This window comes from Dongia mobilis, assembly GCF_004363235.1.
GTDB classification, from domain to species: Bacteria; Pseudomonadota; Alphaproteobacteria; order Dongiales; family Dongiaceae; genus Dongia; species Dongia mobilis.
The window spans coordinates 179,319-204,625 of the sequence record NZ_SNYW01000012.1 but is presented as its reverse complement, the minus strand read 5'-3'; the positions used below and the strand labels follow the sequence as shown (position 1 = coordinate 204,625).

The 25,307-nt window shown below is 66.4% G+C and carries 21 protein-coding genes; 5 read left to right on the top strand and 16 right to left on the bottom strand.

The features are described 5' to 3' along the window. Nucleotides 1-2: 2 nt before the first annotated feature. Both gmk and A8950_RS16800 read right to left on the bottom strand, forming a co-directional pair. Nucleotides 3-608 (bottom strand): guanylate kinase, encoded by a 606-nt coding sequence (gmk, locus tag A8950_RS16805; RefSeq protein ID WP_133614898.1) that lies wholly within the window; start codon nt 606-608, stop codon nt 3-5. 66 nt (nt 609-674) lie between these two features. Further along, the gene (locus tag A8950_RS16800) at nt 675-1,547 is read right to left on the bottom strand and encodes a YicC/YloC family endoribonuclease (RefSeq protein ID WP_208109906.1); all 873 of its coding nucleotides are present in this window, start codon (nt 1,545-1,547) and stop codon (nt 675-677) included. A 116-nt stretch (nt 1,548-1,663) separates the two neighbouring features. On the opposite strand from A8950_RS16800, the gene A8950_RS16795 reads away from it, so the two are divergent. Next, nucleotides 1,664-2,425, top strand: coding sequence for an SDR family NAD(P)-dependent oxidoreductase (locus tag A8950_RS16795; RefSeq protein WP_133614834.1), 762 nt, complete (start codon nt 1,664-1,666; stop codon nt 2,423-2,425). Nucleotides 2,426-2,428: 3 nt separating this feature from the next. On the opposite strand, the gene A8950_RS16790 is transcribed toward A8950_RS16795, so the two are convergent. The 3 genes from A8950_RS16790 to A8950_RS16780 all read right to left on the bottom strand — a co-directional run bounded on the left by A8950_RS16790 (nt 2,429) and on the right by A8950_RS16780 (nt 5,113). Then, the gene (locus tag A8950_RS16790; RefSeq protein WP_133614833.1) at nt 2,429-3,139 is read right to left on the bottom strand and encodes a hypothetical protein; all 711 of its coding nucleotides are present in this window, start codon (nt 3,137-3,139) and stop codon (nt 2,429-2,431) included. 167 nt (nt 3,140-3,306) lie between these two features. Then, nucleotides 3,307-4,614, bottom strand: coding sequence for a methyl-accepting chemotaxis protein (locus tag A8950_RS16785; protein ID WP_133614832.1), 1,308 nt, complete (start codon nt 4,612-4,614; stop codon nt 3,307-3,309). Further along, nucleotides 4,589-5,113, bottom strand: coding sequence for a PAS domain-containing protein (locus A8950_RS16780; RefSeq protein WP_133614831.1), 525 nt, complete (start codon nt 5,111-5,113; stop codon nt 4,589-4,591). Before A8950_RS16780 ends, A8950_RS16785 begins: the two co-directional genes overlap by 26 nt. 376 nt (nt 5,114-5,489) lie before the next feature. Between A8950_RS16780 and A8950_RS16775 the strand changes: the two genes are divergently transcribed. From A8950_RS16775 to A8950_RS16765, 3 genes are all read left to right on the top strand, one after another. Then, complete coding sequence (locus A8950_RS16775) at nt 5,490-6,134, top strand: FecR family protein (protein ID WP_166645241.1); 645 nt, start codon at nt 5,490-5,492, stop codon at nt 6,132-6,134. Nucleotides 6,135-6,158: 24 nt separating this feature from the next. After that, complete coding sequence (locus A8950_RS16770; protein ID WP_133614829.1) at nt 6,159-8,099, top strand: CHASE2 domain-containing protein; 1,941 nt, start codon at nt 6,159-6,161, stop codon at nt 8,097-8,099. A 69-nt stretch (nt 8,100-8,168) separates the two neighbouring features. Beyond that, nucleotides 8,169-9,557 carry a sensor histidine kinase gene (locus tag A8950_RS16765; protein WP_133614828.1) on the top strand — a complete coding sequence of 463 codons (1,389 nt, stop codon included), beginning with the start codon at nt 8,169-8,171 and terminating at the stop codon, nt 9,555-9,557. Nucleotides 9,558-9,560: 3 nt separating this feature from the next. Here the strand turns inward: A8950_RS16765 and A8950_RS16760 are convergent, their stop codons facing one another. From A8950_RS16760 to A8950_RS16725, 8 genes are all read right to left on the bottom strand, one after another. Then, nucleotides 9,561-10,748, bottom strand: a complete 1,188-nt coding sequence (locus A8950_RS16760; RefSeq protein ID WP_133614827.1) for a class I SAM-dependent rRNA methyltransferase — start codon at nt 10,746-10,748, stop codon at nt 9,561-9,563. A gap of 26 nt (nt 10,749-10,774) precedes the next feature. After that, nucleotides 10,775-12,583: a gamma-glutamyltransferase gene (ggt, locus tag A8950_RS16755; protein ID WP_133614826.1), complete on the bottom strand. Its 1,809-nt coding sequence runs from the start codon at nt 12,581-12,583 to the stop codon at nt 10,775-10,777. A 74-nt stretch (nt 12,584-12,657) separates the two neighbouring features. Beyond that, entirely contained in the window at nt 12,658-13,488 is an 831-nt protein-coding gene (locus A8950_RS16750; RefSeq protein ID WP_166645240.1) for an ABC transporter permease, read from the bottom strand. A 7-nt stretch (nt 13,489-13,495) separates the two neighbouring features. Further along, nucleotides 13,496-14,734, bottom strand: a complete 1,239-nt coding sequence (locus A8950_RS16745; protein ID WP_133614825.1) for an ABC transporter permease — start codon at nt 14,732-14,734, stop codon at nt 13,496-13,498. Between the two features lie 87 nt (nt 14,735-14,821). After that, the gene (locus tag A8950_RS16740) at nt 14,822-15,859 is read right to left on the bottom strand and encodes an ABC transporter substrate-binding protein (RefSeq protein WP_208109905.1); all 1,038 of its coding nucleotides are present in this window, start codon (nt 15,857-15,859) and stop codon (nt 14,822-14,824) included. 192 nt (nt 15,860-16,051) lie between these two features. Continuing rightward, the gene (locus A8950_RS16735; protein WP_133614824.1) at nt 16,052-17,146 is read right to left on the bottom strand and encodes an ABC transporter ATP-binding protein; all 1,095 of its coding nucleotides are present in this window, start codon (nt 17,144-17,146) and stop codon (nt 16,052-16,054) included. Nucleotides 17,147-17,387: 241 nt separating this feature from the next. Beyond that, nucleotides 17,388-18,611, bottom strand: a complete 1,224-nt coding sequence (gene hemA, locus A8950_RS16730) for a 5-aminolevulinate synthase (RefSeq protein ID WP_133614823.1) — start codon at nt 18,609-18,611, stop codon at nt 17,388-17,390. Nucleotide 18,612: 1 nt separating this feature from the next. After that, a complete protein-coding gene (locus tag A8950_RS16725) occupies nt 18,613-19,998 on the bottom strand; it encodes an aspartate aminotransferase family protein (RefSeq protein ID WP_133614822.1) in 1,386 nt (461 codons plus the stop codon). A 169-nt stretch (nt 19,999-20,167) separates the two neighbouring features. Here A8950_RS16725 and dapB point away from each other — a divergent pair, with 169 nt between their 5' ends. Beyond that, nucleotides 20,168-20,983 carry a 4-hydroxy-tetrahydrodipicolinate reductase gene (gene dapB / locus A8950_RS16720; RefSeq protein ID WP_133614821.1) on the top strand — a complete coding sequence of 272 codons (816 nt, stop codon included), beginning with the start codon at nt 20,168-20,170 and terminating at the stop codon, nt 20,981-20,983. Here dapB and A8950_RS16715 read toward each other — a convergent pair. From A8950_RS16715 to A8950_RS16705, 3 genes are read right to left on the bottom strand one after another with little or no spacing between them, the layout of a single operon-like run. Continuing rightward, entirely contained in the window at nt 20,977-21,780 is an 804-nt protein-coding gene (locus tag A8950_RS16715; RefSeq protein ID WP_133614820.1) for a ferritin-like domain-containing protein, read from the bottom strand. The genes dapB and A8950_RS16715 overlap by 7 nt on opposite strands. Then, nucleotides 21,780-22,262: a thioredoxin-dependent thiol peroxidase gene (gene bcp / locus A8950_RS16710; protein ID WP_243735682.1), complete on the bottom strand. Its 483-nt coding sequence runs from the start codon at nt 22,260-22,262 to the stop codon at nt 21,780-21,782. Before bcp ends, A8950_RS16715 begins: the two co-directional genes overlap by 1 nt. Then, nucleotides 22,237-25,242 (bottom strand): bifunctional [glutamine synthetase] adenylyltransferase/[glutamine synthetase]-adenylyl-L-tyrosine phosphorylase, encoded by a 3,006-nt coding sequence (locus tag A8950_RS16705; protein ID WP_133614819.1) that lies wholly within the window; start codon nt 25,240-25,242, stop codon nt 22,237-22,239. Before A8950_RS16705 ends, bcp begins: the two co-directional genes overlap by 26 nt. Between the last annotated feature and the right edge of the window lie 65 nt (nt 25,243-25,307).

The following is a 25,307-nucleotide window of genomic DNA, read 5'->3' as shown; positions in this document are numbered from 1 at the left end:
GCCTATTGCCCCTCGCGCAGGCCCTTCACGAAATCGGTCAGGCCGATCTGGCGCTGGCGACGCAGGCGCTCGGCGCGCAGGATGGCACGCACACTTTCGACGCTGGCGTCGATGTCGTGGTTGACGATGATGTAGTCATATTCCGCCCAGTGGCTCATCTCGTCGGCGGCCTTGGCCATGCGCCGCGCCACCACGTCTGCGCTGTCCTGGGCGCGCGAATGCAGGCGCCGCTCCAGCTCGCGGGTCGAGGGCGGCAGCACGAAGACGCTGACCAGATCCTCGCGCGCGTTGTGGGCCAGCTGCTGGGTTCCCTGCCAGTCGATGTCGAACAGGATGTCGCGCCCGGCATTGATCTCCCTGGCGACCTGCGCCTTCGGCGTGCCGTAGTAGTTGTCGAACACCTTGGCGTATTCCAGGAATTCGCCGCGATTGATCATCAGGTTGAATTCGGTCAAATCGACGAAATGATAGTCGCTGCCGGCCACCTCGCCCGGCCGCTTGGCCCGCGTCGTCGCCGAGACAGACAAGGCCAGCTGCGGCTCGAGTTCAAGCAGGCGGCGCGAAATCGTGGTCTTGCCGGCACCGGAAGGCGAGGAGAGCACCAGCATCAGCCCGCGACGGCGGATCTCGATGAAGCCGGAGGATTCGCTGCTAGGGGCGTTCAAGGGCGATACTCACTCGATGTTCTGGATCTGCTCGCGCAATTGCTCGATCGCTGCCTTAAGCTCGATGCCGATATTGGTCAAGGCCAGATCGGATGCCTTGGAGCACAGCGTATTGGCCTCGCGGTTGAACTCCTGGCAGAGGAAGTCGAGCTTGCGGCCGACCGCGCCGCCGGCGGCGATGAGCTCGCGCGCGGCACCGATATGGGCATGCAGGCGGTCCAGCTCCTCGCGCACATCGGCTCGGCCGGCCAGCAGCGCGATCTCCTGCGCCAGACGATCGGGATCGACGGCAATGCCATCGGGCATCAACTCCTTGACCTGCGATTCCAGGCGCGCCCGGATCTGTCCGGGTTGCGCGCCGGCACAGGCCGCCGCCGCCCGGGTCAGGCGCTCGATCTCGTCGAGATGGGCGAAGACCACTTCGCGCAGCCGGCCGCCCTCGCGCCGGCGCATGGCATCCAGTTCGCACATCGCCTGGCGCAGGCCATCCTCGATCGCGCGCTGGCGGGTCGCCATCAGTTCGGCATCGACCTGCGGCACCTCGATCTCGAGCACGCCTTTGAGGCCGAGAATGCCGTCGAGGCTGGGTTGGGCCGCCGCGACGTTGCCGTCCAACTCCTTCATCAGGGCCAGGATCTGGTCGAGGGCCGGCCGGTTGACGGCGAGGCGGCCGCGGCTCGCGACATCGTCGACACCGAGTGTCAGGGCGAGATTGCCGCGCTTCAGGAATTCGGCCGCCACCTGCCGCGCCAGGCCGTCCAGTGCCTCGAAACCTTGCGGCACGCGGCAGCGCACGTCGAGCGAGCGGCCGTTGACGCTCTTCAGTTCCCAGGTCCACAGGAATTCGCCGACGGCGCCATTGGCGCGAGCGAAGCCGGTCATGCTGGCAATAGACAAACCATCCCCCTCGAAAACCCCCGTTGCATCCGGCCGCCATCATCGGGGATGCTCACCGCGCTGGCAAGGCAGGCTATGGCGATTCAACTGGGCAGGTGGCGATGCGCTCGTTCCGTTCCATTCTCATCACGGGGGCGAGTTCGGGCCTTGGCGCGGCACTGGCGCGGGCCTATGCCGCCCCCGGCGTGTTCCTGCATCTTGGCGCCCGGCGCGGCGATCTGCTGCAAGAGCTTGCCGCCGAATGCCGTGCCAGAGGCGCGGAAGTGGGCGTCGCCAGTATCGACGTCACCGATGCGGCGGCGATGGAGGCCTGGCTGCTGGCGGCCGATTCGGGCCGTCCGCTCGATCTGGTTATCGCCAATGCCGGCATATCGGGCGGTACCCATGGCGGGCATGAGAGCGCGGCGCAAACCCGTGCCGTCCTCCGCGTCAATGTCGACGGCGTCCTCAACACAGTTCTTCCCTTGCTGCCGCGCTTTGCCGAACGCAAGAGCGGCCAGGTCGGCATCATGGCCTCGCTGGCCGGGCATCGCGGCTTTCCCGGTGCCCCGGCCTATTGCGCGTCGAAGGCGGCGGTGAAGGTCTGGGGCGAGGGGCTGCGTGGCGAGATGGCGGCCAGCAATGTCGGTGTCAGCGTCATCATGCCGGGCTTCGTCGTAACCCCCATGACGGCGGTCAACGAGTTTCCGATGCCCTTCCTGATGCAGGCCGATCGTGCCGCCGCCATCATCCGGAAGGGCCTTGCCGCCAACCGGGCGCGCATCGCCTTCCCGTGGCCGATGGCGGTCATCGCCTGGGCGCTCGGCGCGCTTTCGCCGGCGCTGACCGACCGCCTGCTGCGCGCCGCACCGAAGAAAAGGTGATTGCTACTGCGGCGCGCGCGGCACGCGACGGAGCATGCGGTAATAAAGTGGCTGGCCCTGCTCGCCGGTCAATACCATCAGCATGTCGCCGGGGATGGCCTGCATGCCCAGCATGGTGCCGCCGCTGGTCACGACATAGGTCCGCCAGGTCTGCGTTCCCTGGGCCGACCAGCCGGTAATGGCGACAGGTGTCACCGAAACGATTCCCGGCGCGATGTTGTAGGTGTCAAAGGACGGATGTTCCGCCCAGGCATCGGCCAGGGCGACGTCGGTGACGACGCCGCGCGGCGGGTCGGCGCGCGAGACGATGCCGATGCGTCCGGTGCCGGTTCCATCCACCGGGCTGAAGATGAACCACTGCCAGGGGTTGCTGAAGGGGGCGGTGGGTCGCGTCGGCTGCATGAAATTGGGCGGCAGTTGCACCATCTGCCAGGAGCCGATCACGTCGCCGGGCTGGGCCGGGTTCATCAGGGCCGCGCCTGGCGCCGCAGGCGGTGCCGCCGGCGTGGTTGCGGCCGGCATGGTGGCGGCCGGCGTGGCCGCCTTGGGCGCCGGGATGGTGCCATGGGCCGGTGCCGGCTTGGGCGGCGTACCCCCTTGTTTCTGCGGTGTCCCACCCGGCTGCACCGGCTGGCTGGCGCCGCCTTCCCAGGCGCACCCGGACAGCAGAAGGGCGCCCATCAGCACCGGGATGAGCAGGCCGCGTCGAATCATCTGAAACCCCCCGGGAATCCGTCAAACGAGCCGAGGGTCATCCTGACTTGCCCGGCCGGGCGCCAGTGTAGCGAGCGATTCCGGCCATGAGAAGCGGCGAACGCGTGATTCGTCCGGGCGGGCAGGCGAATTTCTGTGGAAAAATCGCTAGTTGGCCGGGGTGGCGTTCAAACGACCTTCTTCAGTTCAACCAGGAAACTGCCAAGCTCGGCGCCGAGATGGTCGGATTGCGCCTCCAGATCGCGCGTCGCCGCCAGCAACTCCTGGGTGGAAAGGTCGATCTCGCCCATGGCTTGGCGCACGTCGGCGACGTTGTGGGCGACCTCGCTGGCGCCGGCCGAGGCCTGCTCGACATTGCGCGCGATCTCGCCCGTGGCGGAGGATTGCTCGGTCAGCGACGAGGCGATCGCGGCCGAGGCGTCGTTGATGCTGCCCATGATCTCCTTCACCGTACGGATCGCCGTCGCGACATGGTCGACCGCGCTCTGGATGGAACCGACCTGGCCGGTGATGTCGTCGGTGGCACCCGCCGTCTGGTTGGCGAGGCTTTTCACCTCGTTGGCCACGACGGCGAAGCCCTTGCCGGCTTCGCCGGCCCGCGCCGCCTCGATGGTGGCGTTGAGGGCCAGCAGATTGGTCTGCTCGGCGATCTCGCGGATGAGGCGCACCACCTCGCCGATCTTGTCGGCGCTGGTGACAAGGCCCTCGACCTGGCGGTGGCCCGAATCCGTGCTGGTCGTGGCAGTCTTGACGATCTCGACCGAATGACGCGCCTGGCGGTTGATCTCGCCGATCGAGGTTGTGAGTTCCTCGGTCGCCGCCGCCACCGATTGCAGGCTGGCCGAGGCCTGGGCCGAGGCCGTGGCGACCGCCGCCGCGCGCTGGTTGGTCTGGGTGGTCGCATTCGTCAGCTGGGAGACAGTGGCCTTGAGGCGCTCCGCCGCCGCGCGCACCCGCTCGACCACGGCCGCAGCCATGCCCTCGAACCGATCGGTTGCGGCGCCGAAATCCTTGACCTTGGCTTCCATGGCGCCGGTCGCGTTGTTGATGGTCTGCGCCGCCTGGCGGAAGGCGCCCAGCATGCCGGTCTCCATGACATGCCGGTAATAGATGCGCTGGGTCACGGCATCGAGCGAGGCGCGCGATTCGCGTACGTAGGCATCGGCGCGGTCGGCAAAATCGTTGACCGCCCACATCAGCTCGCCGATCTCCCCGCCCAACTCGATACGGGTCAGCCGCGCCTCGAAATCGCCTGCCTGCAGGCGTTTGAGCACGGTGGTGGTGGCCTCAATCGCGCTCTTCTGGCGGGCATGCATGGCAAGCGCGCCGAGCCCTGCCAGGATCGCAACAGCCGCCGCGGCCAGGCCGACCCAGGCGGGCAGGCCGGCGAGGCTGGCGGCACCCGCGACAGCGCCGGCTAGGATCGCGAGGATGATCGGCAGGGCCAGGCTAAATCGAGAAAACAAACTGGTCATAGGTCATCCGTTGGCTTTTGAGTTTTTCCTGCAGGGCGTCATAGGCGCGGTTCATGCCGGCCTTGCGGTCGGCCTCCAGCGATTCGATCTGCCGCAGCTGGTCGTAGAGCGGCTTGATCACCTGATCGACGGTCGATTTTTTCGGCACGCGACGGCTCGAGTGATAGCCGACGATCTTGCCGTCCGGGCCAAAGGACGGCGTCACATGCGCCAGTACCCAGTAGTGGTCGCCATTGGTGGCCCGGTTGACCACATAGGCGAATATCTCGCGGCCGGACTCGATGTATTCCCACAGCAGCTTGAAGATGCAGCGCGGCATGTCGGGATGCCGGATGATACTGTGCGACGCGCCAAGGGCCTGCGCCGACGTCAGGCTGGAGATCCGGAGGAAGGTCTGGTTGGCGTAGGTGATGCGACCCTTGAGGTCCGTCTTGGTGACGATCACATCGTCGGCCGGAAAACTGCGTTCGTGGCCGGTGAGTGAACTCTGCGGTTTCATGTGCAATCCGATGTAATTTAACGTCGCTGACGCGGTTTCAGTGCCGAATCCGCATCACTGGCTTCTCGGGTGCAACCTATCCAAAAGCGGTTTACGAAAGATTGACAAATATTCAATCCGAACATGATAGATTTTCCCAATCGACCGGCGGGGGCGTGCCGAGCATGGTCGCCGGGCGGCGCAGGCCGTGGGCCGCGGCTCTGCGGTTGGCACAAGAAAGCAGGCAAATCAGCAGGTTGAGATTGCAGTCGCGAATTCCGTGAACCGGTTCACAACGCGCGCAGCCGGGCGCGGCCAAATGTCTTCCATCCTCGGAATAAACGGCCGGTCCGCGCGGTGTCGATTGGACCGGGTCCAATCTGACACGGAGAATGACATGATCAGCATCTACCGACGTGATTTCCTGACCAACTCAGGGGCGGCCCTGCTGGCCGCGATCGGTGCCGGCCTCGGGGGCGCCGGCCGCGCCATGGCCGGGACTGCCGCCGGCCAGATCAGCCGTCTCGCCGGAACGGCCACGATCCTGCGTGCCGGCGCCGCAATAGCGGTCGTGCCGGAACTGCCGGTCATGCCGGAGGACCGCATCCGCACCGGGGCGGACAGCCGCGTCGAGGTGACCTTCAGCGACGGCTCGGTCCTGACGGTGGGACCGGACAGCGACATCGCCGTCATCGCCTTTGCGCCCAATCCGGAGGAATCCAATGCGGTCCTCGAACTGCTATCCGGCATCGTCCGAGCCACGGTGAATTCGGCTACCGGGTGGAAACGCTTCGAGGTCCGCACCACCACCGCCGTCGCCTCGGTGCGCGGCACGGACTATCTGGTGGAGAATACGGGTGCGGCCAGTGCCGTCTTCGTGGCGGAAGGTCGGGTCGCGGTGTCCAGCCGGGTCGGCGCCGGCACGGTCGTCATCCGCGAAGGGCAGGGGGTTGACGTCACGGCCGAATACACGCCGCTGGCGGTCAGGGTCTGGGGTGCCAAGCGGCGTGACGCCGCATTGGCGCGGGTCACGTTCCCGTAATCGACCCCGCACGGTAATCACGACATGGCATCGGATATGGCGGGGAAGGGGCGGGCGCCGCGCGGCTGGCTCGGTCCGGTTCTGGCGGGCCTGCTGGGCGGGCTCGTCGCGTTGCTGCATCTTGCCGGCAACCCCGTGCTGGAAAGGATCGAAGGCATCACCCTGGATTGGCGCTTCGGCCTGCGCGGGCCGCTGGCCGCCCCGGACAATCTGGCCATCATCAGGATCGACGACCGGACCCTCGCCGCGCGCGGCCGCTGGCCGCTGCCGCGCGCCACCATCGCCGGCGCGATCGACCGGCTCCAGGCTGCCGGAGCCGGCGCCATCGGCATCGACATCCTGATGGTGGAGCCGGAGAACGCTGCGGCGCCCGATGGCGATGCTGTGCTGCGCCGGGCGCTGGCGCAGCGGGACAACACGGTGCTGGCGATGGCGGCGTTGCCGGATGATACGCTGCCGACGCCCGATGAAGCGGTCATGGGGCAGCTTGCCCTGCCGGCCGTCGCAAGACCCGCGACCGGGGCGTTGACACCGCCGCAGTTCCAGACCCTGCTACTGCCGATACCGGAATTCGTCGACGTGGCGCGCATCGGCCACGTCAATCTCCTGCGCGACGCCGGCGGCACCCCGCGGGAGCACTTTCCGGCCGTGGAAGTCGGCGGGCAGATGCTGCCCTCCTTTCCGCTGTTGCTGGCGGCGGCGCAGCGCGGGTTCGGCCGCGATTCGCTGGCCTTGTCGCTGAAGGGTGAATTGCGCCTGCCGGGCGATGCCGCCGCGGCGATGCAGCGGATCGGGCTTGGTCCCCGTCTCGGCATTCCGCTCAATTTTTTCGGCGGGCGCGGCACGATCGACAGTCATTCCATGACGGATCTCATCGACGGCAAGGTTCCGCCGGCTGCACTCGCCGGGCGCATCGTCCTCATCGGCGGCACGGCGACGGCACTCGGCGACGATTTCGTGACGCCGTTCGACCCCGCCCTGCCGGGCGTCGAGATCCTGGCGACCGCGGTCGCCAACCTGATGGATGACAGTTTTCTCAGACGATCGGCCGATCAGATCCTGCTCGAAACGGCCGTTGTGGTCGGCCTTGCCCTGCTGGCCTGGCTGTTGGGCCAGGCGCCGGGCCCGCGCCTCGGCCTCTGGCTGAACCTTGCCCTGCTGCTGGCGTGGTTTCTGCTCGCCCAGGCGTTGTTCATCTGGCCCCTGCGCTGGCTGGCTGTGGGCGCGCCCGGCATTGCCATCATCTTGGGGGCAGCCCTGGGTGTAGCCAGCCGAATGGTGCGCGAGCGGCGCCTCCGCGCCGAGGCGGAACGGCAACGCGGCAATCTTGCCCGCTACGTGCCGCCAAGCCTGGCGGACGCACTGGCCGAGCGGGCCGGGGACGCATTTGACGGCCGCGAGCAGATGGCAGCCATCCTGTTCGTCGACCTGCAGGGTTTCACCAGCGCCAGCGAAATCCGCTCGCCTTCGGAAACGGCGCATTTCCTGAAAGACTTCCACGCCCAGCTCGAGATGGTGGTGTCGCGGCATGGCGGCGTCATCGCCCAGTTCCTGGGCGACGGCGCCTTCATCCTGTGGGGATTGCCGCAACCCACGCCGGACGACCCCGCCCGCGCGGTTGCCTGCGCCCGCGACATGCTGTGCCGGTTGGGCAACTGGCAGCCGGACATGACGGCACGAATCGGCGTGCATTTCGGGCCGGTCGCGATGGCGCAGCTGGGCGGGCAGAACCAACTGCAACTGACCGCTGCCGGCGATACGGTCAATGTCGCCAGCCGGCTGGAGGCGATCGCCAAGGAAGTAGGTGCCATCCTTACCCTGTCCGACGACATGGCAAACGCATTGCGGGCCCTCGGCCGGCATGACCTCCTCGCCGGGCTTGCAGCCCAGCCGGCGCGGCGGGTGCGCGGGCGCGACCAGTTGCTGGGCTTCTGGTCGGCCAGCCGCATCGCCGACCTCGCCTAGGGCAAACCTGCTTGCCTTGCCGGGCAGGCTGTCCATAGTGGTGGCATATGCCAGTGTCGCGGAAGGCCGATGAGAGATAAGGACGTCAAGCTGCCCGGATTCGGCCGCGGCCTGTCGGCGCGTGTCCTTGCCCTCACCATCCTGTTCGTGATGGTGAGCGCCGTCCTGATCTATGCCCCGTCGATCGTGCGGTTCCGCGTGGAATGGCTGGAGGAAAAGCTCAACATGGCCCATCTGGCCGTGTTGGCCCTCGAGGCGACGCCCGACTACATGATCGACCCCGAACTGGAGGTGCGCCTGCTGAGCCATGTCGGGGCCAGGCTGATCGCGCTGCGCAGCTCCGACGGAAAGAACCTCCTGCTGCGCGGCACATCGCCACCGTTGCTGGTGCAGGCCAGCTTCGACCTCGGCGAGCGCAGTTTCCTGCAACTGGCCGAGGATGCCTTCGACACATTGCGCCAGCCGCGCAACCGCGTCCTGCGCGCCAAGGGATTCTCGCCGCGGGCTGCCGATATCGTCGTTGACATGGTGCTGGACGAATGGCCGCTGCGGCAGGCGATGATCGCCTATTCCTGGCGCATCCTCGGCATTTCGGTCGTCATCTCGCTGACCACCGCGGGGCTGGTCTTTGCCTCGCTGCAATGGCTGATCATCCGGCCGATGCGTCGCCTGACCGGCGGCATGGTCGCCTTCCGCCGCGATCCGGAACAGGTATCCCTCAACTTTGGCCGCACGAAGCGAAGCGACGAGATCGGCCTGGCCGAGCGCGAATTTGCCGAGATGCAGGAAAGGGTGCGACAGGCGCTGGTGCAGAAGGCGCGGCTGGCGGCACTCGGCACCGCGGTCAGCAAGATCAACCATGATCTGCGCGGCATCCTTTCCACGGCGCGGCTCGTCACCGATCGCCTCGCCGAAAGCGACAACCCGGAGATCAAGAAGGCCGCCCCGGCCCTGCTGCGCTCGCTCGACCGAGCCGCCGAACTCTGCTCCGATACGCTCAACTTCACCCGCGAGGGCCCGCCGAAACCCAACCTGGAGGCGGTCGACCTGCATGCCCTGGTGGAGGAGGTCGGCGAAAGCCTCGGCGCCGGTCGCGCGGGCGTCTGGCGGAACGAGGTGGCGCCGGATTGCCGATTGCTGGCCGATCACGGCCAGCTGTTCCGCGTGCTCCATAATCTCGGCGACAACGCCCTGCTGGCCGGTGCCGGCAAGGTGACCGTCACGGCGCGGCATGACGAGGGGCGGGTGGTCGTCGAGGTCGGCGATGACGGGCCCGGTCTGCCACCCAAGGCGGTCGAGAACCTGTTCGAACCCTTCAGGGGCTCGGCGCGGGCCGGCGGGACGGGGCTTGGTCTGGCCATCGCGCGCGAACTCGTCCGCGGCCAGGGCGGTGAGCTGCGCCTTTCGCGCAGCGACGCCGAGGGTGCGGTCTTTGCCCTCGACCTGCCAGCGGCCTGACAGTCACTCGATGGCGAAGGTGAGTGCCTTCAGATAGGCGCTTTCCGGCAGGCCGGGATGGACCGGATGATCCGGCGCCGCACCGGTCTGGTAGAGCAGGCGCGCATGGCGGCCGGTCTCATGGATGCCGCGCTGGGCCTGGCGCAGCAATTCGTCCGCCGGCATGTTGTGCGAGCAGGAGCACAGCATCAGGATGCCGTCGGGCGCCACGCAGGCGGCGGCGAGGCGCGCCAGCTTGCGATAGGCGCGCGCGCCCTGATGGAAATCCTTGCGCGACTTGACGAAGGCGGGCGGGTCGGCGACCACGACGTCGAACCGCCGGCCGGCCCGTGCCAGTTCCTCCAGCACGTCGAAGGCTTCGCCCTGGCGTGCCGTGAAAGCCGCGGCGACGCCGTTGAGGCGGGCCGCCTCGCCGGCTCGTTCGAGTGCCGGCGCGCTGCGATCGAGGGCGAGGGCGGAAGCAGCGCCACCCTTGAGCGCGGTGACCGCGAACCCGCCCATATAGCAATACGCATCGAGCAGGCTGCGGCCACGGGCGAGGCGCGCCACCAGCGCCCGGTTGTCGCGCTGGTCGAAGAACCAGCCGGTCTTCTGCCCGGCAGCCGGGTCGGCCACGAAGCGGCAATCGTTCTCGCTTACGGCGACCGCCTCGGCAAGCGACCCCTTCAGATATTCCTGGCGAGGCGGCAATCCCTCCAGCTCGCGTGCCGGGCCATCGCCGCGCAGCAGGATGACACGCGGCTGGAACAGGGCGTCTAGGGCGGCGGCGATCTCGCTCGCCTCCCGGTCCATGCCGGCGCTCGACGCCTCGATCACGAAGACGTCGTCATAGCGGTCGATGACGCAGCCGGGGAAGCCATCGGCCTCGGCGTGAACCAGACGGTAGTGCGGCACCCCGATCAGCCGCTCGCGCAAGGCCAGCGCCCTCTCCAGCCGTGCCTGCCAGAAGGTGCTGTCGATGACGGCGCCGCAATCGCGGGTGATGATGCGACCGGCGATCAGCGATCGAGGATTAAATAAGGCGAGGGCCAGCGGCCTGCCGTCGGCATGGCGCAGGGTGACGATGCTGCCGGCCGGTATCGCCTTCGCCTCCGGCGTCATCTGGAGTTCGTTGGAATAGACCCAGGGATGCCCGCCGAGGATGCGGCGATCCTCGCCGGATTTGAGGTGGATGGTTGGTCGCTTGCTCATGGTTCTGTCCCCGCGGGCCGTCGGCGTCAATCAGCCAGGGCGACGCCCTCGCGCCGCGGGTCGCTGGCGCCGTAGAGGCGACCGTCCTGCAGCAGGATGACGTTGAGTCCGCTTTCCAGCGCCTGGGTCTGGACTTGATGGCCGCGCCCCCGCAGCAACTCGAACAGCGCCTCGCCGCCGGGACTGGCCTCGATGACGGTGGCGCCGTTGCGGTTGATGACATGCGCCGCGGCGATCGCGGTGTAGGGGTCCTGATGCCAGTCAATGAGGCGTTGCAGGGCTTGTGCCACATAGCCGATGATGTTGGCGCCGCCCGGCGAACCGACGACGGCCATGAGATTGCCGTCGACCCGGTCGAACACCAGCGTCGGCGACATCGAGGAGCGCGGCCGCTTGCCCGGCTCTACCCGATTGGCCGTTGCGCGACCACGACTGGCCGGCAGGAAGGCAAAGTCGGTCAGCTGGTTGTTGAGCAGGAAGCCCGCCGCCATGACATGGCTGCCGAATGGCCCTTCGATCGAACTGGTGAAGCTGACGGCGTTCCCGGTCGCGTCGACGATCGACATATGGCTGGTGGATGGCAGTTCCGGCAGCAGCGGCGGCGTGGGTGGCAGGGCGCCGATCTGGGCCGAATCCGAAGGTTGGCCGGGTTCGGCCTCGTCCATGGCATCGGTCGGGTCGATCTCGGCGGCGCGCATGGCGAGGTAGTCGCCGCTGAGCAGGCGCGCCACCGGTATGGTGGCAAAGGCGGGGTCGGCGACATAGCGATCGCGATCGGCAAAAGCGAGGCGGCTTGCCTCGGCAAAGAGATGCGCCGCATCGATTCCGCCAGGGTCGAGTGGCGCCAGATCGAACTGGCGCAGGATGCCGAGGATCTGCAGCACGGCGAGGCCGCCGGAACTGGACGGGCCCATGCTGCAGACGTGGCGCGCCCGGTAATCAAGGCAGAGCGCGGCGCGGCGTTCCGGGCGATAGCCGGCGAGGTCGGCAAGTGTGATATCGCCCGGCTGCGGCACAGCCGCGTTGACGGCGTCCACGATCTCGCGGGCAATGCGTCCGCGGTAAAAGGCGTCGGCACCGCCATCAGCGATTTCGCGCAGACTCCTGGCCAATTCCGGGTTGCGCAGCATGGCGCCCGGCGCCAGCGGCTTGCCGTCCGGCGTGAAGAAATAGCCGCGCGTTGTCGGCTGTGTGGCCAACAATGCGTCCCCGGCGATCCTGCCGGACAGGCGCGGCGAAACCGGGAAGCCCTGTTCGGCATGGGCGATCGCCGCTGCGAACAGGTCGCGCCAGGGCAGGCGGCCGTGATCCTGGTGCGCCAGTTCCAGCATGCGCAGCACGCCCGGCACGCCGACAGATCGCCCACCGGCCATCGCCTCGCGAAACGGCATCGGCTGGCCGTCCGGCTGCAGGAATCGATCTGTCCGCGCGGCGGCGGGCGCCGTTTCGCGGCCGTCATAGCTGTCGATGCGGCCGTCCTCGATGCCGTAATGCAGCAGATAGCCGCCGCCGCCGATGCCGGAGGATTGCGGTTCCACCAGGGTAAGCACCATCTGCACGGCGATGGCGGCGTCGATGGCGCTGCCGCCGCGCCGCAGGATGTCGCGCCCGGCGGCCGCTGCCAGCGGATGCGCGGCCACGACCATCTGCCTTTCCCCGGCGGTAACGCGACCGGCCGCGACCTGCTCCGCCAGTGCCGGCAGTTCTGCCAGCATCGCTGGGCGTACCGGTTCGGGACTCTGGCAGGCCGCCAGGGCCGCCGCTGCCAGACCGGCAAAGGCTGCAAGGGTGCCGCGCAGGGCCCGCGGGGAAGCGAGAGGAAAGGATCGGGACATGGGGGCTGTCTTAGCCGCCGAACCCGGCCTCCGCAAGCCCCGGCCGCCGGAGGGGCGGACCGCGGGCGGTATTCCTAGCTGCGGATACCGCGCAGGCGTTCGGAGCGGCGGCGCAACAATTCGACCGTCACCAGCATTGCCGCGGCAGTCAGGACCAGCATGGTGGCGGCAGCCGTAATGGTCGGGCTGATCTGCTCGCGGATGCCGCTGAACATCTGCCGGGGCAGGGTACGCTGGTCGGGGCTGGCGATGAACAGCACCACCACCACCTCGTCGAAGGAGGTGATAAAGGCAAAGAGGGCGCCGGAGATCATGCCGGGCAGGATCAGCGGCAGGGTGATCTTGCGGAAGACGGTCAGCGGCGGTGCGCCAAGGCTGGCCCCGGCGCGGTTGAGCGATTGGTCGAAACCGATCAGCGTCGCCGTCACGGTGATGACCACGAAGGGTGTCGCCAATGCGGTATGCGCCAGGATGATGCCGAAATAGGTATTGTTGAGGCCGAGATTGGCGAAGAAGAAATACATGCCGACCGCGGTGATCACCACGGGCACGATCATCGGCGAGATCAGAAAGGCCATTACCCAGGCGCGATAGGGAAAATTCGCCTTGGCAAGGCCGAGTGCTGCCAGCGTCCCCAGCACCATCGAGAGAGCGGTCGCCGAAATGGCAATGATGAGCGAGGATTTCAGCGCATCAAGCCAACGCGGATCGGTGAAGAAATCCTCATACCAGCGCATCGAGAGGCCCGGCATCGGATAGGTGAAATAGGGCTCGGAATTGAAGCTCAGCGGCATGATCGCGATGATCGGCGAGATCAGGTACAGCAGCACCATCGCGCAAAGCAGAATGAGCGCCACGCGCCAGAGGCGCTCCAGGGGCGAGGCGTAGGGTGGCAGGTTCAGCATGGCGCGATCACCCGAGCTTCATCTTGTCGATACCGACAAGGCGGTTGTAGACGGCATAGAGGATGAGGGTGGCGCAGAGCAGCACGGCACCCAGGGCCGATGCCTGGCCCCAGTTGAGTTCGCGGTTGGTGTAGAGGGCCACGAAATAGCTGATCATCTGGTCGGACGGGCCGCCAACCAGGGCCGGCGTGATGTAATAGCCGAGGCAGAGGATGAAGGTGAGCAGGCAGCCCGCGGCGATGCCGGGGACGGTCTGTGGAAAATAGACTGTCCAGAAAGCGCGGAACGGACCGGCGCCGAGCGAGCGCGCCGCGCGCACATAGCTGGGCGAGATCGTCTTCATGACGCTGTAGATCGGCAGCAGGGTAAAGGGCAGCTGGATATGGGTCATCGCGACCACGGTACCGAAGCGGCTGAAAATCAGCTGCAGGGGCTCGTCGGTCAGCCCCAGCCAGAGCAGCAGGTTGTTGATCGGGCCTTCCGTCTGCAGCACCACCACCCAGGCCGTGGTGCGGACCAGCAGCGAGGTCCAGAACGGCAGCAGCACGAAGATGAGCAGGATATTGCTGTGCCTGGGCGGCAGCGTCGCCAGGATATAGGCGAGCGGAAAGCCGAGCAGCAGGGTCGCGAGCGTTACCAGCGTGCTGATGCCGAGCGTGCGGATGAAGATGTCGACGAACAGGCGCTGGTCGGGCGGCACCTGCTCGATCTCGCCGGCCGGGCTCCATTGCAGGTCGACCGCCTTCAGCAGATAGAAGCTGGTGGTGGGGCTGCCGGCGCGCTTGATGGCGCTCCAGGTCTCGGTCTTGCCCCAAAGCGGGTCGAGGGCGAGGAAGGCCTCCTTGTAGGGGCCGCTTTCCATCTTCTCGGCGGCGCGGCCGGCCTGCAATGACTTGCTGCGGGCGCCCGAGATTTCGTAGTTGAGCCGCTTGCCGACGAGGCCGGTATTCTTGGTTTTCTGGGTCTCGCGCAGATCCTCGGCAAAGGCGGCGAAGACGGGCTCGCCGGGAAGATCGGTGCCGTCCCACTCAGCGAGAGCTTCGATGGTCCGGGGAAGGTTGTCGGCGATTTCCGGATTGTCCACGGCGCGCGTCATCAGGATGACGATCGGCACCAGGAAGACGAGGAGGACGAACAGGAAGAGCGGCAAGACCAGCAGACCGGCGCGCAAGCGCTGCATGCGTTCGGCGCGACGCAGCCTCGCCTTCAGCGAGGATTGCACTAGATCGAAGGTGGTAACACTCATGCTGCGGGCCGACGCTCGAGATTGAAGCAAGGACTAAAAAAAGGAACCGGCGGGAAGTTGGCTTCCCGCCGGCCGTGACGATCTGCGTTACTGGGCCAGCCAGGTGTTGAGGCGGGCGCGCAGTTCTTCCATGTTGTCGCCCCAGAACTCGGCGCTGAACGGATAGGCCAGGGCCAGGTTGTCCGGATGCGTCGGCAGGGTCTTGGCCAGTTCCGGCTCGACCAGCGCGACCGCGTCGAGATGGGTCGGGCCATAGGGGATCGACGGCGCCAGGGCCGACTGGACTTCCGGCGTGCTGGCAAAGGCGATGAAGTCATAGGCCGCGTCGATGTTGGGCGTGCCCTTGGCGATGGCCCACATGTCGAGGTCGGGCGCCTGGGCGTCCCAGACGATCTGGAGCGGTGCGCCTTCCTTGATCGCATTGGCGATACGGCCGTTCCAGGCCGTGCTCATCACCACTTCGCCATCGGCAAGCCATTGCGGCGGCTGGGCGCCGGCTTCCCACCAGACAACCTGGCTCTTGATGGTGTCGAGCTTGGCGAAGGCGCGGTCGACGCCCTCCGGCGTGCCGAGCACTTCATACACCTTGTCCTTCTCGACGCCGTCGGCGATCAGGGCCCATTCCAGGTTGTTCATCGGGTTCTTCTGCATGCCGCGCTTGCCCGGGAACTTCTCGAGATCGAAGAAGTCGGCAATCGTCTTCGGCCCTTCCTGGAACTTGGTCGTGTTGTAGGCGAAGATGGTGGCATAGACGTCCGAACCGATGGCGCAATCCAGGGCGGCGCCGGGCAGGATCTTGGACTTGTCGACGATGCGGGAATAGTCGAGTTCCTCCAGCACACCCTCGTCGCAGCCCTGCAGGGCGGTCGGGGTGTCGACGCTGATCACGTCCCAGCTGACCGTGCCGCTCTCGACCATGGCGCGGATCTTGGCGATTTCGCCGGTGTATTCCTCTTCCTTCACCGCGGCGCCGGTCTTGTCGGCATAGGGCTTGAAGATGGTGTTGCGCTGCGCTTCCTGATAGGCGCCGCCCCAGGAGACCACAGTCAGGCTGCCGGAGGCGTAGGCCGCCGTGGCCAGGACGCCGGCCGCGACCAATGCCGCGACGGACCCCTTAATCATCATCTGCTTTTTCATGTCTCTGAACCTTCCCTGCGTGTGCCACCCGAAACGGATTTTCGGTTTGGAAACACGATTTCTACCGCTCGCCTTCCCGGGGTCCCGGCCGGAGCGGTGTGAAGCCCGGGCCCGGTAGCCAATTGCTGGTGCAGTCCGATCATGACGACTGGCGTCACGCCCGGTCCACACACGAATTCGTCAGAACGCGTCGAGTGCGCGGCAATCCTCGGCCTTCCACGCCACCCTGACCTTCTGGCCCGGCGACATGGCGGGAACGCCCTCGGCATTGGGCACCTTGACGATGAAGTTGGCATTGCCCAGGACCGAGACGCGGCAGCGCGTATGGTCGCCCAGATAGATCAGTTCCTGCACCTCGGCCTCGAACTGGTTGGGATACTGGCCCGCTTCCGGGTTGATCCGCACGCGTTCGGGACGCAGGGAAAGCGTCGTCGGGCTGCCTGCATCCCGCACGCTGATGGGGGTCGCCGCGACCTGGCCCTGACCTTCGATCGCCACGGTGCAGGCACCGTTGCCGATCGACGTCACCTTGCCGTTGAGGCGGTTGTTCTCGCCGATGAACTGGGCGACGAAGGAGTTTTCCGGCCGTTCATAGAGGTCGGCCGGCCGCGCCAGCTGCTGGATTATGCCGTCATTGAACACGGCGACACGGTCGGACATGGTCAGCGCTTCCGACTGGTCATGGGTCACGTAGACGATGGTGACGCCGAGCCGCTCGTGGATGTGCTTGATCTCGATCTGCATGTGCTCGCGCAGCTGCTTGTCGAGGGCGCCCAGCGGTTCGTCCATCAGCACCAGCTTGGGGTCGAAGACAAGGGCGCGGGCCAAGGCGACGCGCTGCTGCTGTCCGCCCGAGAGCTGGGCCGGTCGCCGCTTGCCCATGGCCGGCATCTGCACCATGTCGAGGGCGCGCTCGACCTTGGCGGCAATTTCACTTTTCGGAACCTTGCGCACCTGCAGCGGGAAGGCGAGGTTCTCCTCCACCGTCATGTGGGGGAACAGGGCATAGTTCTGGAACACCATGCCGATATTGCGCTTGTGCGGCGCGACGTTGTTGACCTCGACCTTGTCGATCTCGATGCGGCCATGGGTCGGAACCTCGAAACCGGCCAGCATCATCAAGGTCGTGGTCTTGCCGGAGCCTGACGGCCCCAGCAGGGTCAGGAATTCGCCGCGCTCAATGGTCAGATTGAGGTTCTTAACGACGAGAATCTCGCCGTCATAGGTCTTTTGTACATCTGAAAAAACGACAAACGGATCCGTGCTCGTACCCATCGTTCCCAAACTCAGCCCCCGCTCAGCAACCCTGACAGGTCACGTGAATGCGAAACATTTTTTCTTGTGCGCTGCAGCGCCAGTGGCATTTTCACGGCCACCATCCGCGTTTAATGCACCAGCGCAGAGCGAGTCAACGCAAAACGCCCGGCGCACAGCCAAGCGCCGCGCAGGAGGCGAGCCATGGGATCGCTCCGGGTCGAGCGGCCCGGAGAACGCGTCACGGCGCGACGATCTGCGCTCAGGCCGCTATGGGGAGATAGAGCTCGCGCCAGACCGCGCCAAGAGCCGTCACCAGTTCCGACAGCAACCTATCATTGTGATAGGGGCTCGGCGTGAAGCGCAACCTTTCCGTGCCACGGGGAACGGTCGGAAAGTTGATCGGTTGGACATAAATCCGGTGACGCTGCAACAGCAATCCGGCAGCCTCGCGGCAGGAATCGGCATCACCGACCATGACCGGCACGATATGGCTGGCGCTGGGCAGCACCGGCAGGCCGGCTTTGGCCAGCATCGTCTTGAGCTTGCCCGCTTGGGCCTGATGCGCGGTGCGCAGATCGTCGGCTGCCGAAAGCAGCGCCAGGCTGGCGCGGGCGCCGGCCGCAATGACTGGCGGCAGGGCAGTCGTGAAGATGAAGCCGGGGGCGAAGCTGCGCACGAAATCAACCAGCAGGGCGGAGCCGGCGATGTAGCCGCCGATCAGGCCGAATGCCTTGCCGAGCGTTCCCTGGATGATGTCGAGGCGATGCGCCTGGCCGTCGCGGGCAGCGACACCGGCACCCTGCGGGCCATACAATCCGACCGCATGCACCTCGTCGAGATAGGTGAGGGCGCCGAATTCGTCGGCAAGATCGCAGATGGCGCCGATGGGGGCGATGTCGCCATCCATCGAATAGACGCTCTCGAAGGCGATCAGCTTGGGCCGGTCTGCCGGCGCGGCGGCCAGCAGGGATCGCAAATGTGCGACGTCATTGTGGCGGAAAATCTGATACTCGGCGCGGCTGTTGCGGATGCCGGCGATCATCGAGGCGTGGTTATCGGCATCCGAGAAGACGATGCAGCCCGGAATCTGCCGCGCCAGGACGCTGAGTGCGGCTTCGTTGGCGACGAAGCCGGAGGTGAAGGTGAGGGCTGCTTCCTTGCCGTGCCAGGCGGCCAGTTCGCGCTCAAGCTCGACCAGTTCATGGCTGTTGCCCGAGATGTTGCGGGTGCCGCCGGCCCCGGCCCCGCAGCGCCCGGCCGACGCCTGCATGGCGGCGATGATGGCGGGGTGCTGGCCCTGGCCGAGATAGTCGTTGCTGCACCAGACCGTGACTTCGACCGGCGCGGCATCCGGGCTGCCGCGGTAGAGCGCCTTAGGGAAGCGGCCGGCGAGGCGCTCGATATCGGCAAAGACCCGATAGCGCCCTTCGTCTTTCAGGGCGCCGAGCCTGTCAGCAAACAGGCTGTCGAAACGGCCCGACATGTCAGACTTGGCCCTCGCGCCGGAGCCAGGCGTGGGTCTCCTCCAGCGCCTTGCCGAAGCGCGCGAACATTTCGTCAAGCTGCTGCTCGGTCGAGACTAGCGGCGGGCAGAAGCAGATCGAATCCACCACCGGCCGAACGATCAGGCCATGATCGTGGGCAATCCGGACCAGATTCGGCCCAACGGCGAGCTTGGAATCGAAGCTGGCGTGGCTTGCCTTGTCGCGCACCAGTTCGATGGCGCCGACCAGGCCGATCTGGCGCACCTCGCCCACCAGCGGGTGTCCGGCAAAGGCCTGCATGCCGCGGGCAAAGTGCGGGGCGAGCGCGCGGACGCGGGCGACAATGTCGAGATCCTCGTAGATGCGGAGCGTTTCCAGGGCTACCGCGGCCGCGAGCGGGTGGCCGGAATAGGTCAGGCCGTGGGCGAAGCTGCCAAGGCGATTGGAATGGTCGCGCAGGGTCTCGTAGACCGGCTGGTTGATGAGAATGGCCGCGATCGGCGCCTGGCCGGCTGACAATTGCTTGGCGCTGGTGACGAGGTCGGGCGTCATGCCGTAGGTCTGGCTGCCCCACCAATTGCCGGTACGGCCGAAGCCGCAGATGACCTCGTCGGCGACCAGCAGAATTTCGTACTTCCTGAGGATGGGCATCACCTTGGCCCAATAGGTCGCGGGCGGGATGATGACGCCGCCCGCACCCTGAACCGGTTCCGCGAACATGGCCGCGATCGTTTCCGGCCCTTCCGCGAGGATCAGCTTCTCCAGGTTCTCGGCACAGCGCGTGGCGAAATCCGCCTCGCTCTCGCCCGGCTCGGCAAAGCGGTAATGATGCGGGCAGTCGGTGCGCAGGATGCCGGGAACCGGCAAGTCGAAATCGGCGTGGACGGCGGGCAGGCCGGTGAGTGATCCCGAGGCAATGGTGACGCCGTGATAGGCCTTGTTGCGGGCGATGATCTTTTTCTTCTGCGGGCGGCCGAGAGCATTGTTGAAATACCAGACCATCTTGATCGCGGTATCGTTGGCCTCGGAACCCGAATTGCAGAAATAGGCCTTCGACATCGGGACCGGAGCGAGGCCGACCAGCTTTTCGGCCAGTTCCACCGTCGGCGTCGCCACCTTCTGGGTGAAGGTGTGGTAGTAGGGCAGGATCTCCATCTGCCGCCTCGCCGCCTCGATCAGGCGCGGCTGCGGCCCGAAGCCGAGGGCGCAGCACCACAGGCCAGAGAGGCCGTCGAAATACTCCTTGCCTTCCTCGGTATAGATGAAGGGCCCATCGCCGCGGGTGACGACGAAGCCGCCTTCCTGCTCGTTCTTGAGGGCGTTGGTATAGCCGTGGAAATGATAGGCGCCGTCGCGTGCGGCAAGCGAATTCGGTCTCGCGGACATGATTTCTTTCCGGTCAGGCATGCCTGCCGCGCATCCCTGGCGGCTGGCTCTGGGGATCAAGGCGCAATATCCTATGTCGGATGATGCAAGTCAAAGCCGGGTCGGCACCCCAGATGGGGCAAGCCGTCGCACCCGGGCAGAACTCATTTGGACTGGGGAAGGGTTAGCGATGTCGTTGCGAATCTGTATCGGGGGTGCCACTGGCTGGACCGGCAAGGCGCTGGTGGCGGGCGTGGTGGCAGCGCCGGATCTGGCGCTGGCGGGCGCTGTCGCGCGCAAGGCGGCCGGCGCCGATGCCGGAACAGTGGCCGGGCTGGAGCCCCTTGGTCTGGCCGTCGCCGGCGATGTGGCGGCGGCGCTGAAGGCCGAGCCCACCGACGTCTATATCGATTACACGCATCCGTCGGCGGTAAAAGCGAATGTGCTGACAGCGCTTGCACTGGGTGTCCCCGCAGTGGTCGGCACATCGGGCCTCGGCGCCGAGGATTATGCCGAGATTGCAAACGCGGCCGAGCGCCAGGGGCTGGGTGTGGTAGCCAGCGGCAATTTCTCGATCACCGCCAGCCTGCTGACGCGCTTCTCCCTGCTGGCGGCGCAACACGTCGCCGATTACGAGATCATCGACTACGCCAAGGCGAGCAAGCCCGACGTGCCCTCGGGGACGGCGCGGGAACTGGCCGAGCGCATGGGCGCCATCCAGAAAAGTGTGCCGGGCCATCCGATCGATGAGATCATCGGACCGAAGGAAACACGCGGCGCCGATGTCGGCGGCGGCCGCGTCCATGCGGTGCGGCTGCCCAGCTATGTGCTGGCGGTCGAAACCATCTTCGGCAAAGAGGGCGAGCGCCTCACGATCCGCCATGATGCCGGCACCTCGGCCGGCCCCTATGTCGCCGGCACCCTGTTGGCGGCACGGCGCGTCGTTGCGCTGAAGGGTCTGGTGCGCGGGCTCGACAACCTGCTCTTCGGCCCGCTGCCTCAGTAGGTGATCTCGGCGAGCGGTCCGTAGAACGCCGCGGAAAAGCCGGCGGCGTCGCGGGCCTCCGTGTTGAAGGGCGGCTTCAGGCGGCCCTTGAAATGGGTGCGGACCAGGTCCTGCCAGACAGCACGCGGCTCCAGGCCGCGCGCGTTCGCCACGTGATCGAACCATCTCTTGCCGATGGCGACATGGCCGATCTCGTCGCGATAGATGATACCGAGGATGTCGGCACTGGCGTCGTCGCCGCCACGGCGCAGGCTGGCGACCGTCGCCGGGGTCACGTCGAGGCCGCGCGCCTCCAGCACCAGCGGCACGATGGCGAGGCGCGCCAGCAGATCATGCGCGGTCTCGGTTGCGGCTTGCCACAACCCGTCATGGGCGGGGAGATCGCCATAGGCGGCGCCAAGATCGCCGAGCCGCGCCTGCAGCAGCGAAAAATGCAGGCCCTCCTCGTCGCCGACGCGGACCCAATCGTCGAGAAAGGCGCGCGGCATATCCGTGGCGCCGAAGCGCGCTACCATGTCCCAGGCAAGATCGATCGCGTTCAACTCGATATGGGCCAGGGCATGCAGCAGGGCGATGCGCTTTTCCGCATTGCCGCCGCCCTTGCGGCGCGGCATGTCGCCCGGCCGGCAGAGGGCCGGCCGAACCGGCCGCGCCGGACGGTCCGGCGGCGTCACTGCCAGCGGCATGGCAAGCGCGCCGGCGCGCCAGGCGGCGGCTGCTTGACGTGCCAGCGCGGCCTTTGCAGCGGCATCCGCCGTTGCAAGGACGGCGATCGCCGCGCCGGCAAGATCGTCCATCAATCCAGTTCCTTGATCGCCTTGGCGACCTCCTCGACATGGCCGGGGACCTTGACCTTGCGCCAGATGCCGCGGATGACGCCCTTGGCGTCGATCAGATAGGTGGCGCGTTCGATGCCCATATACTTCTTGCCGTACATGCTCTTTTCCACCCAGACGCCGTAATCCTCGGTCACCTTGCCGGTGTCATCGGCCCCCAGCGTGAAGTTGAGGTCGTACTTCTTCTTGAACTTGTCGTGGCTCTCGACCGAATCCCGCGAAACGCCGATCACGACTGCATCCAGCTTCTTGAAGGCGGGTTGCTTGTCGCGGAAACCGCAGGCCTCGGCGGTGCAGCCGCTGGTATCGTCCTTGGGATAAAAATACAGCACGACGTTCTTGCCCTTGAGTCCACTCAAGGAAACCTTGCCACCGCCATCGGTCTTCAGGTTGAAGGCGGGGGCCTTGTCGCCGATCTCAAGCATCGCGGTCCTGGCTGCCATCTTGTCTGTCTCCCTCCTCGCTGGAATCCACGTCGAAAATCTTGTTGAACAGGGCGAATACCTGTGCCTGCCGGTCCATCACCATGGCCTTCAGGGCATTGAAATCCGGCTCGCTGGCGCTCTGTGCGAGTTGCCGACGCGTCGGCTCCGACAACTTCGCCTCTACCAGCCTGCCCTCCACCACCAGGCGGATGATCTGCTGCAGGCAATGCCAGAGCCTTGCCGTCTCGATCAGCGTATTGGCGATGCCGGGCTCCAGCAAACCCTGGTCGCGGATACGGGTCAGAGCCACCACCGGATCTCCGGCGATGATCGCGGCATCGCCCCGGGCATGGCGCAGGATCAGGTATTGCGCAATGAAGTCGATGTCGACCTGGCCGCCGCGGCAATGCTTCAGGTCCCAGACATCGTCGGTGCGATGCTGCTGTGCCATGCGCCGGCGCATGTCGAGGATGTCGAGGCGCAGTTTCTCCGGGTCGCGTTCCCGGCAGATGATGCGGTCTAGCGCCGCCCGGACATCGGCCGCAAAACCGGCATCGCCGGCGATCACCCGGGCCCGCGTCAGGGCCATGTGCTCCCAGGTCCAGGCTTCGGTGGCCTGGTATTTCTCGAACGAGGCGAGGCCGCTGGCGATCGGCCCGGAATTTCCGCTGGGGCGCAGGCGCATATCCACCTCGAACAGGCGTCCCTCGCCGGTCGCCGCCGTGATCGCACTGATCAGGCGCTGCGCGAGGCGGGCATAGTACTGGATCGGCGGCAACGGCTTGGCGCCGCTCGACAGCAGGGTGTCCCAGTTCTCGACGTCACCGGGGACGTCGTAGAGAAAGACAAGGTCGAGGTCAGACGTCACGGTCATCTCGCGGCTGCCGAGCTTGCCAAGAGCCAGCAGGGCCAGGCCGCGACCGGGAAGCCGGCCGTGCGGCTGCAGGAATTCAGCCATGACGCGCGGGAACAGGGCTTGCAGGGCACAATCGGCGACATCGGAAAGTCGCGGGCCTGCGGCATCGCCATCGATCAGGCCGCGCAGCAACCTGACGCCGATCTGGAATTGCTGGTCCTTGGTCCAGCGCCGCAGCACGTCAAGCGCGTCCTGGAAGTCGGCCGCCAGTTCGAGCTGCCGATCGAGGTCGGCGACGAGGGCGTCCTTGTCGCTGCTGACATCATAGAGCCCGGCCGCCAGCACCCCGTCCAGCAGAGCGGGGCGGCGCGCCAATTGTTCGGCGAGGAACGGCGCCATGCCCATGGCCTCGGCGATGAGGTCGAGCAGCGCCGGATTGGAGTAAAGCAGGGCGAAGAACTGCACCCCGGCCGGCAGGGCGCGCAGGAAATCGTCGAAGCGACGGAAAGCAATGTCGGGATCGGCGCTGTTGGCCAGGGCGGCCAGCAGGCGCGGCATCAGTTCCGTCAGCAATTCGCGCGCCCGGGCGCTTCGGGTGGCGCGATAGCGGCCGTGATGCCAGGCGCGGATCTGGGCCGAGATGGCGCTGCCGTCGCCGAAGCCCATGCGTTGCAGGGTGTTGACCGTCTCCGGGTCGTCCTCGGTGCCGGTGAAAACCAGGCTGCCGGCAATGCCGGCTTCGGCAGCCCCGAGGCTCGGCGCTTCCTCGAACAATTCGGCGTAGTGATCTTCGACGCGACCCAGATGATAGCGCAGGGTCGCCTCGAACTCGGCCGTGTCGCTGTGACCGTTGAAGATGGCGACACGGTCGAGAGCCGGTCCATAATCCGGCAGAGTTTGCGTCTGCTGGTCGTCGATCATCTGCAGGCGGTGCTCGACCTGGCGCAGATAGCGATAGGCGCGGATAAGTTCGTCGGCGACGGTGCGGCTGCACTTGCCGACCTGGACCAGGCCCTCGATGGCCCCGCAGGTGGTGCGGTTGCGCAGTTCCTTGGCACGTCGACCCCAGATCAGCTGCTGCGTCTGGGCGAAGAACTCGATCTCGCGGATGCCGCCGCGCCCCAGCTTGATGTTATGGCCGCCGACCGCGACCTGGCGATGACCCTTGACCGCGTGGATCTGCCGCTTGATCGAGTGGATGTCCTGGATGGCGGCGAAATCGAGGTGCTTGCGCCAGATGAAGGGGCGCAAGCGATAGAGAAAGAGCGAGCCCGCCTCCTGGTCGCCGGCAACGACGCGAGCCTTGATCATAGCGGCACGCTCCCAGTTCTGCCCCATGCCCTCGTAATAGGTCTCGGCGGCGAGCGTCGAGATCACCAAAGGTGTGGAAGCGGGGTCTGGCCGCAAGCGGAGATCAATCCGGAAGACATAGCCGTCGGCGGTACTGTCCTGGAGGATGCGGACCATGTTGCGGGCGAGGCGAACGAAGCACTCCTGCGCCGTCTTGCGCCCGGTGTAACGGACCTTTTCCCGTTCGAACAACAGGATAAGGTCGATGTCGCTAGAATAGTTGAGTTCCCGGGCCCCCAGCTTGCCGAGGCCGAGGATGATAAAGCCGGAATCCAGCTCCGGGTCGTCGGGATGCGGCAGTTCGATTTCGCCGCTGGCGGCGAGCTGGCGCAGGAGGTGGCAGAGCGTCGCCGAGAGGGCGGTTTCGGCAAATCTGGTGAGGGCCGCCGTCACCTTCTCGAGCGGCCAGAGGCCGCTCACATCACCGGTGGCGACGATCAGCGCCACCTGCCGCCGGGCGCGACGCAGGGCACTCATCAGTTCCGTTTCTGCCAGCCCTTCCAATGACTTGGGTGTGACAGCGGTCACGACATTGTTAAAGACAGAATCGGGATCCTGGGCTAAAAGTTCGAGGAAGGTTCCGGTTTCAGCCAGCAGGCATCGGCCGAGGAAGGGCGAATTTCCGCACAATGCCGCCAGGAGCGAGGCGGCGATCGGCGAAGCGGCCAGCGTCGCGTTGTCCTCAGCCGACAGGTTCTGCCGCAGCATGTCGCGGTGCAACTCCACCTGACGCGGGTCGCTGGGTCGTGGCAGACTGGAAGGATCAAGTGCGGCAAGCGGCGATATCGTCACGGATGGCGCTTCTGGAACGGGCAAGGACTGGCGAGAGAGTGATGAGGCTGAGCGTTCCGGTCAAG

What these genes read in the sequence shown, in the direction of transcription:
- A8950_RS16735 (WP_133614824.1), bottom strand. Translation starts at nt 17,146, where the DNA reads ATGGGTACGAGCACGGATCCGTTTGTCGTTTTTTCAGATGTACAAAAG.
- A8950_RS16725 (WP_133614822.1), bottom strand. Translation starts at nt 19,998, where the DNA reads ATGTCCGCGAGACCGAATTCGCTTGCCGCACGCGACGGCGCCTATCAT.
- A8950_RS16800 (WP_208109906.1), bottom strand. Translation starts at nt 1,547, where the DNA reads ATGACCGGCTTCGCTCGCGCCAATGGCGCCGTCGGCGAATTCCTGTGG.
- A8950_RS16780 (WP_133614831.1), bottom strand. Translation starts at nt 5,113, where the DNA reads ATGAAACCGCAGAGTTCACTCACCGGCCACGAACGCAGTTTTCCGGCC.
- gmk (WP_133614898.1), bottom strand. Translation starts at nt 608, where the DNA reads ATGCTGGTGCTCTCCTCGCCTTCCGGTGCCGGCAAGACCACGATTTCG.
- A8950_RS16790 (WP_133614833.1), bottom strand. Translation starts at nt 3,139, where the DNA reads ATGATTCGACGCGGCCTGCTCATCCCGGTGCTGATGGGCGCCCTTCTG.
- bcp (WP_243735682.1), bottom strand. Translation starts at nt 22,262, where the DNA reads ATGGCAGCCAGGACCGCGATGCTTGAGATCGGCGACAAGGCCCCCGCC.
- A8950_RS16775 (WP_166645241.1), top strand. Translation starts at nt 5,490, where the DNA reads ATGATCAGCATCTACCGACGTGATTTCCTGACCAACTCAGGGGCGGCC.
- A8950_RS16740 (WP_208109905.1), bottom strand. Translation starts at nt 15,859, where the DNA reads ATGATGATTAAGGGGTCCGTCGCGGCATTGGTCGCGGCCGGCGTCCTG.
- A8950_RS16765 (WP_133614828.1), top strand. Translation starts at nt 8,169, where the DNA reads ATGAGAGATAAGGACGTCAAGCTGCCCGGATTCGGCCGCGGCCTGTCG.
- A8950_RS16715 (WP_133614820.1), bottom strand. Translation starts at nt 21,780, where the DNA reads ATGGACGATCTTGCCGGCGCGGCGATCGCCGTCCTTGCAACGGCGGAT.
- A8950_RS16770 (WP_133614829.1), top strand. Translation starts at nt 6,159, where the DNA reads ATGGCATCGGATATGGCGGGGAAGGGGCGGGCGCCGCGCGGCTGGCTC.
- A8950_RS16785 (WP_133614832.1), bottom strand. Translation starts at nt 4,614, where the DNA reads ATGACCAGTTTGTTTTCTCGATTTAGCCTGGCCCTGCCGATCATCCTC.
- hemA (WP_133614823.1), bottom strand. Translation starts at nt 18,611, where the DNA reads ATGTCGGGCCGTTTCGACAGCCTGTTTGCTGACAGGCTCGGCGCCCTG.
- ggt (WP_133614826.1), bottom strand. Translation starts at nt 12,583, where the DNA reads ATGTCCCGATCCTTTCCTCTCGCTTCCCCGCGGGCCCTGCGCGGCACC.
- A8950_RS16745 (WP_133614825.1), bottom strand. Translation starts at nt 14,734, where the DNA reads ATGAGTGTTACCACCTTCGATCTAGTGCAATCCTCGCTGAAGGCGAGG.
- A8950_RS16750 (WP_166645240.1), bottom strand. Translation starts at nt 13,488, where the DNA reads ATGCTGAACCTGCCACCCTACGCCTCGCCCCTGGAGCGCCTCTGGCGC.
- A8950_RS16760 (WP_133614827.1), bottom strand. Translation starts at nt 10,748, where the DNA reads ATGAGCAAGCGACCAACCATCCACCTCAAATCCGGCGAGGATCGCCGC.
- dapB (WP_133614821.1), top strand. Translation starts at nt 20,168, where the DNA reads ATGTCGTTGCGAATCTGTATCGGGGGTGCCACTGGCTGGACCGGCAAG.
- A8950_RS16795 (WP_133614834.1), top strand. Translation starts at nt 1,664, where the DNA reads ATGCGCTCGTTCCGTTCCATTCTCATCACGGGGGCGAGTTCGGGCCTT.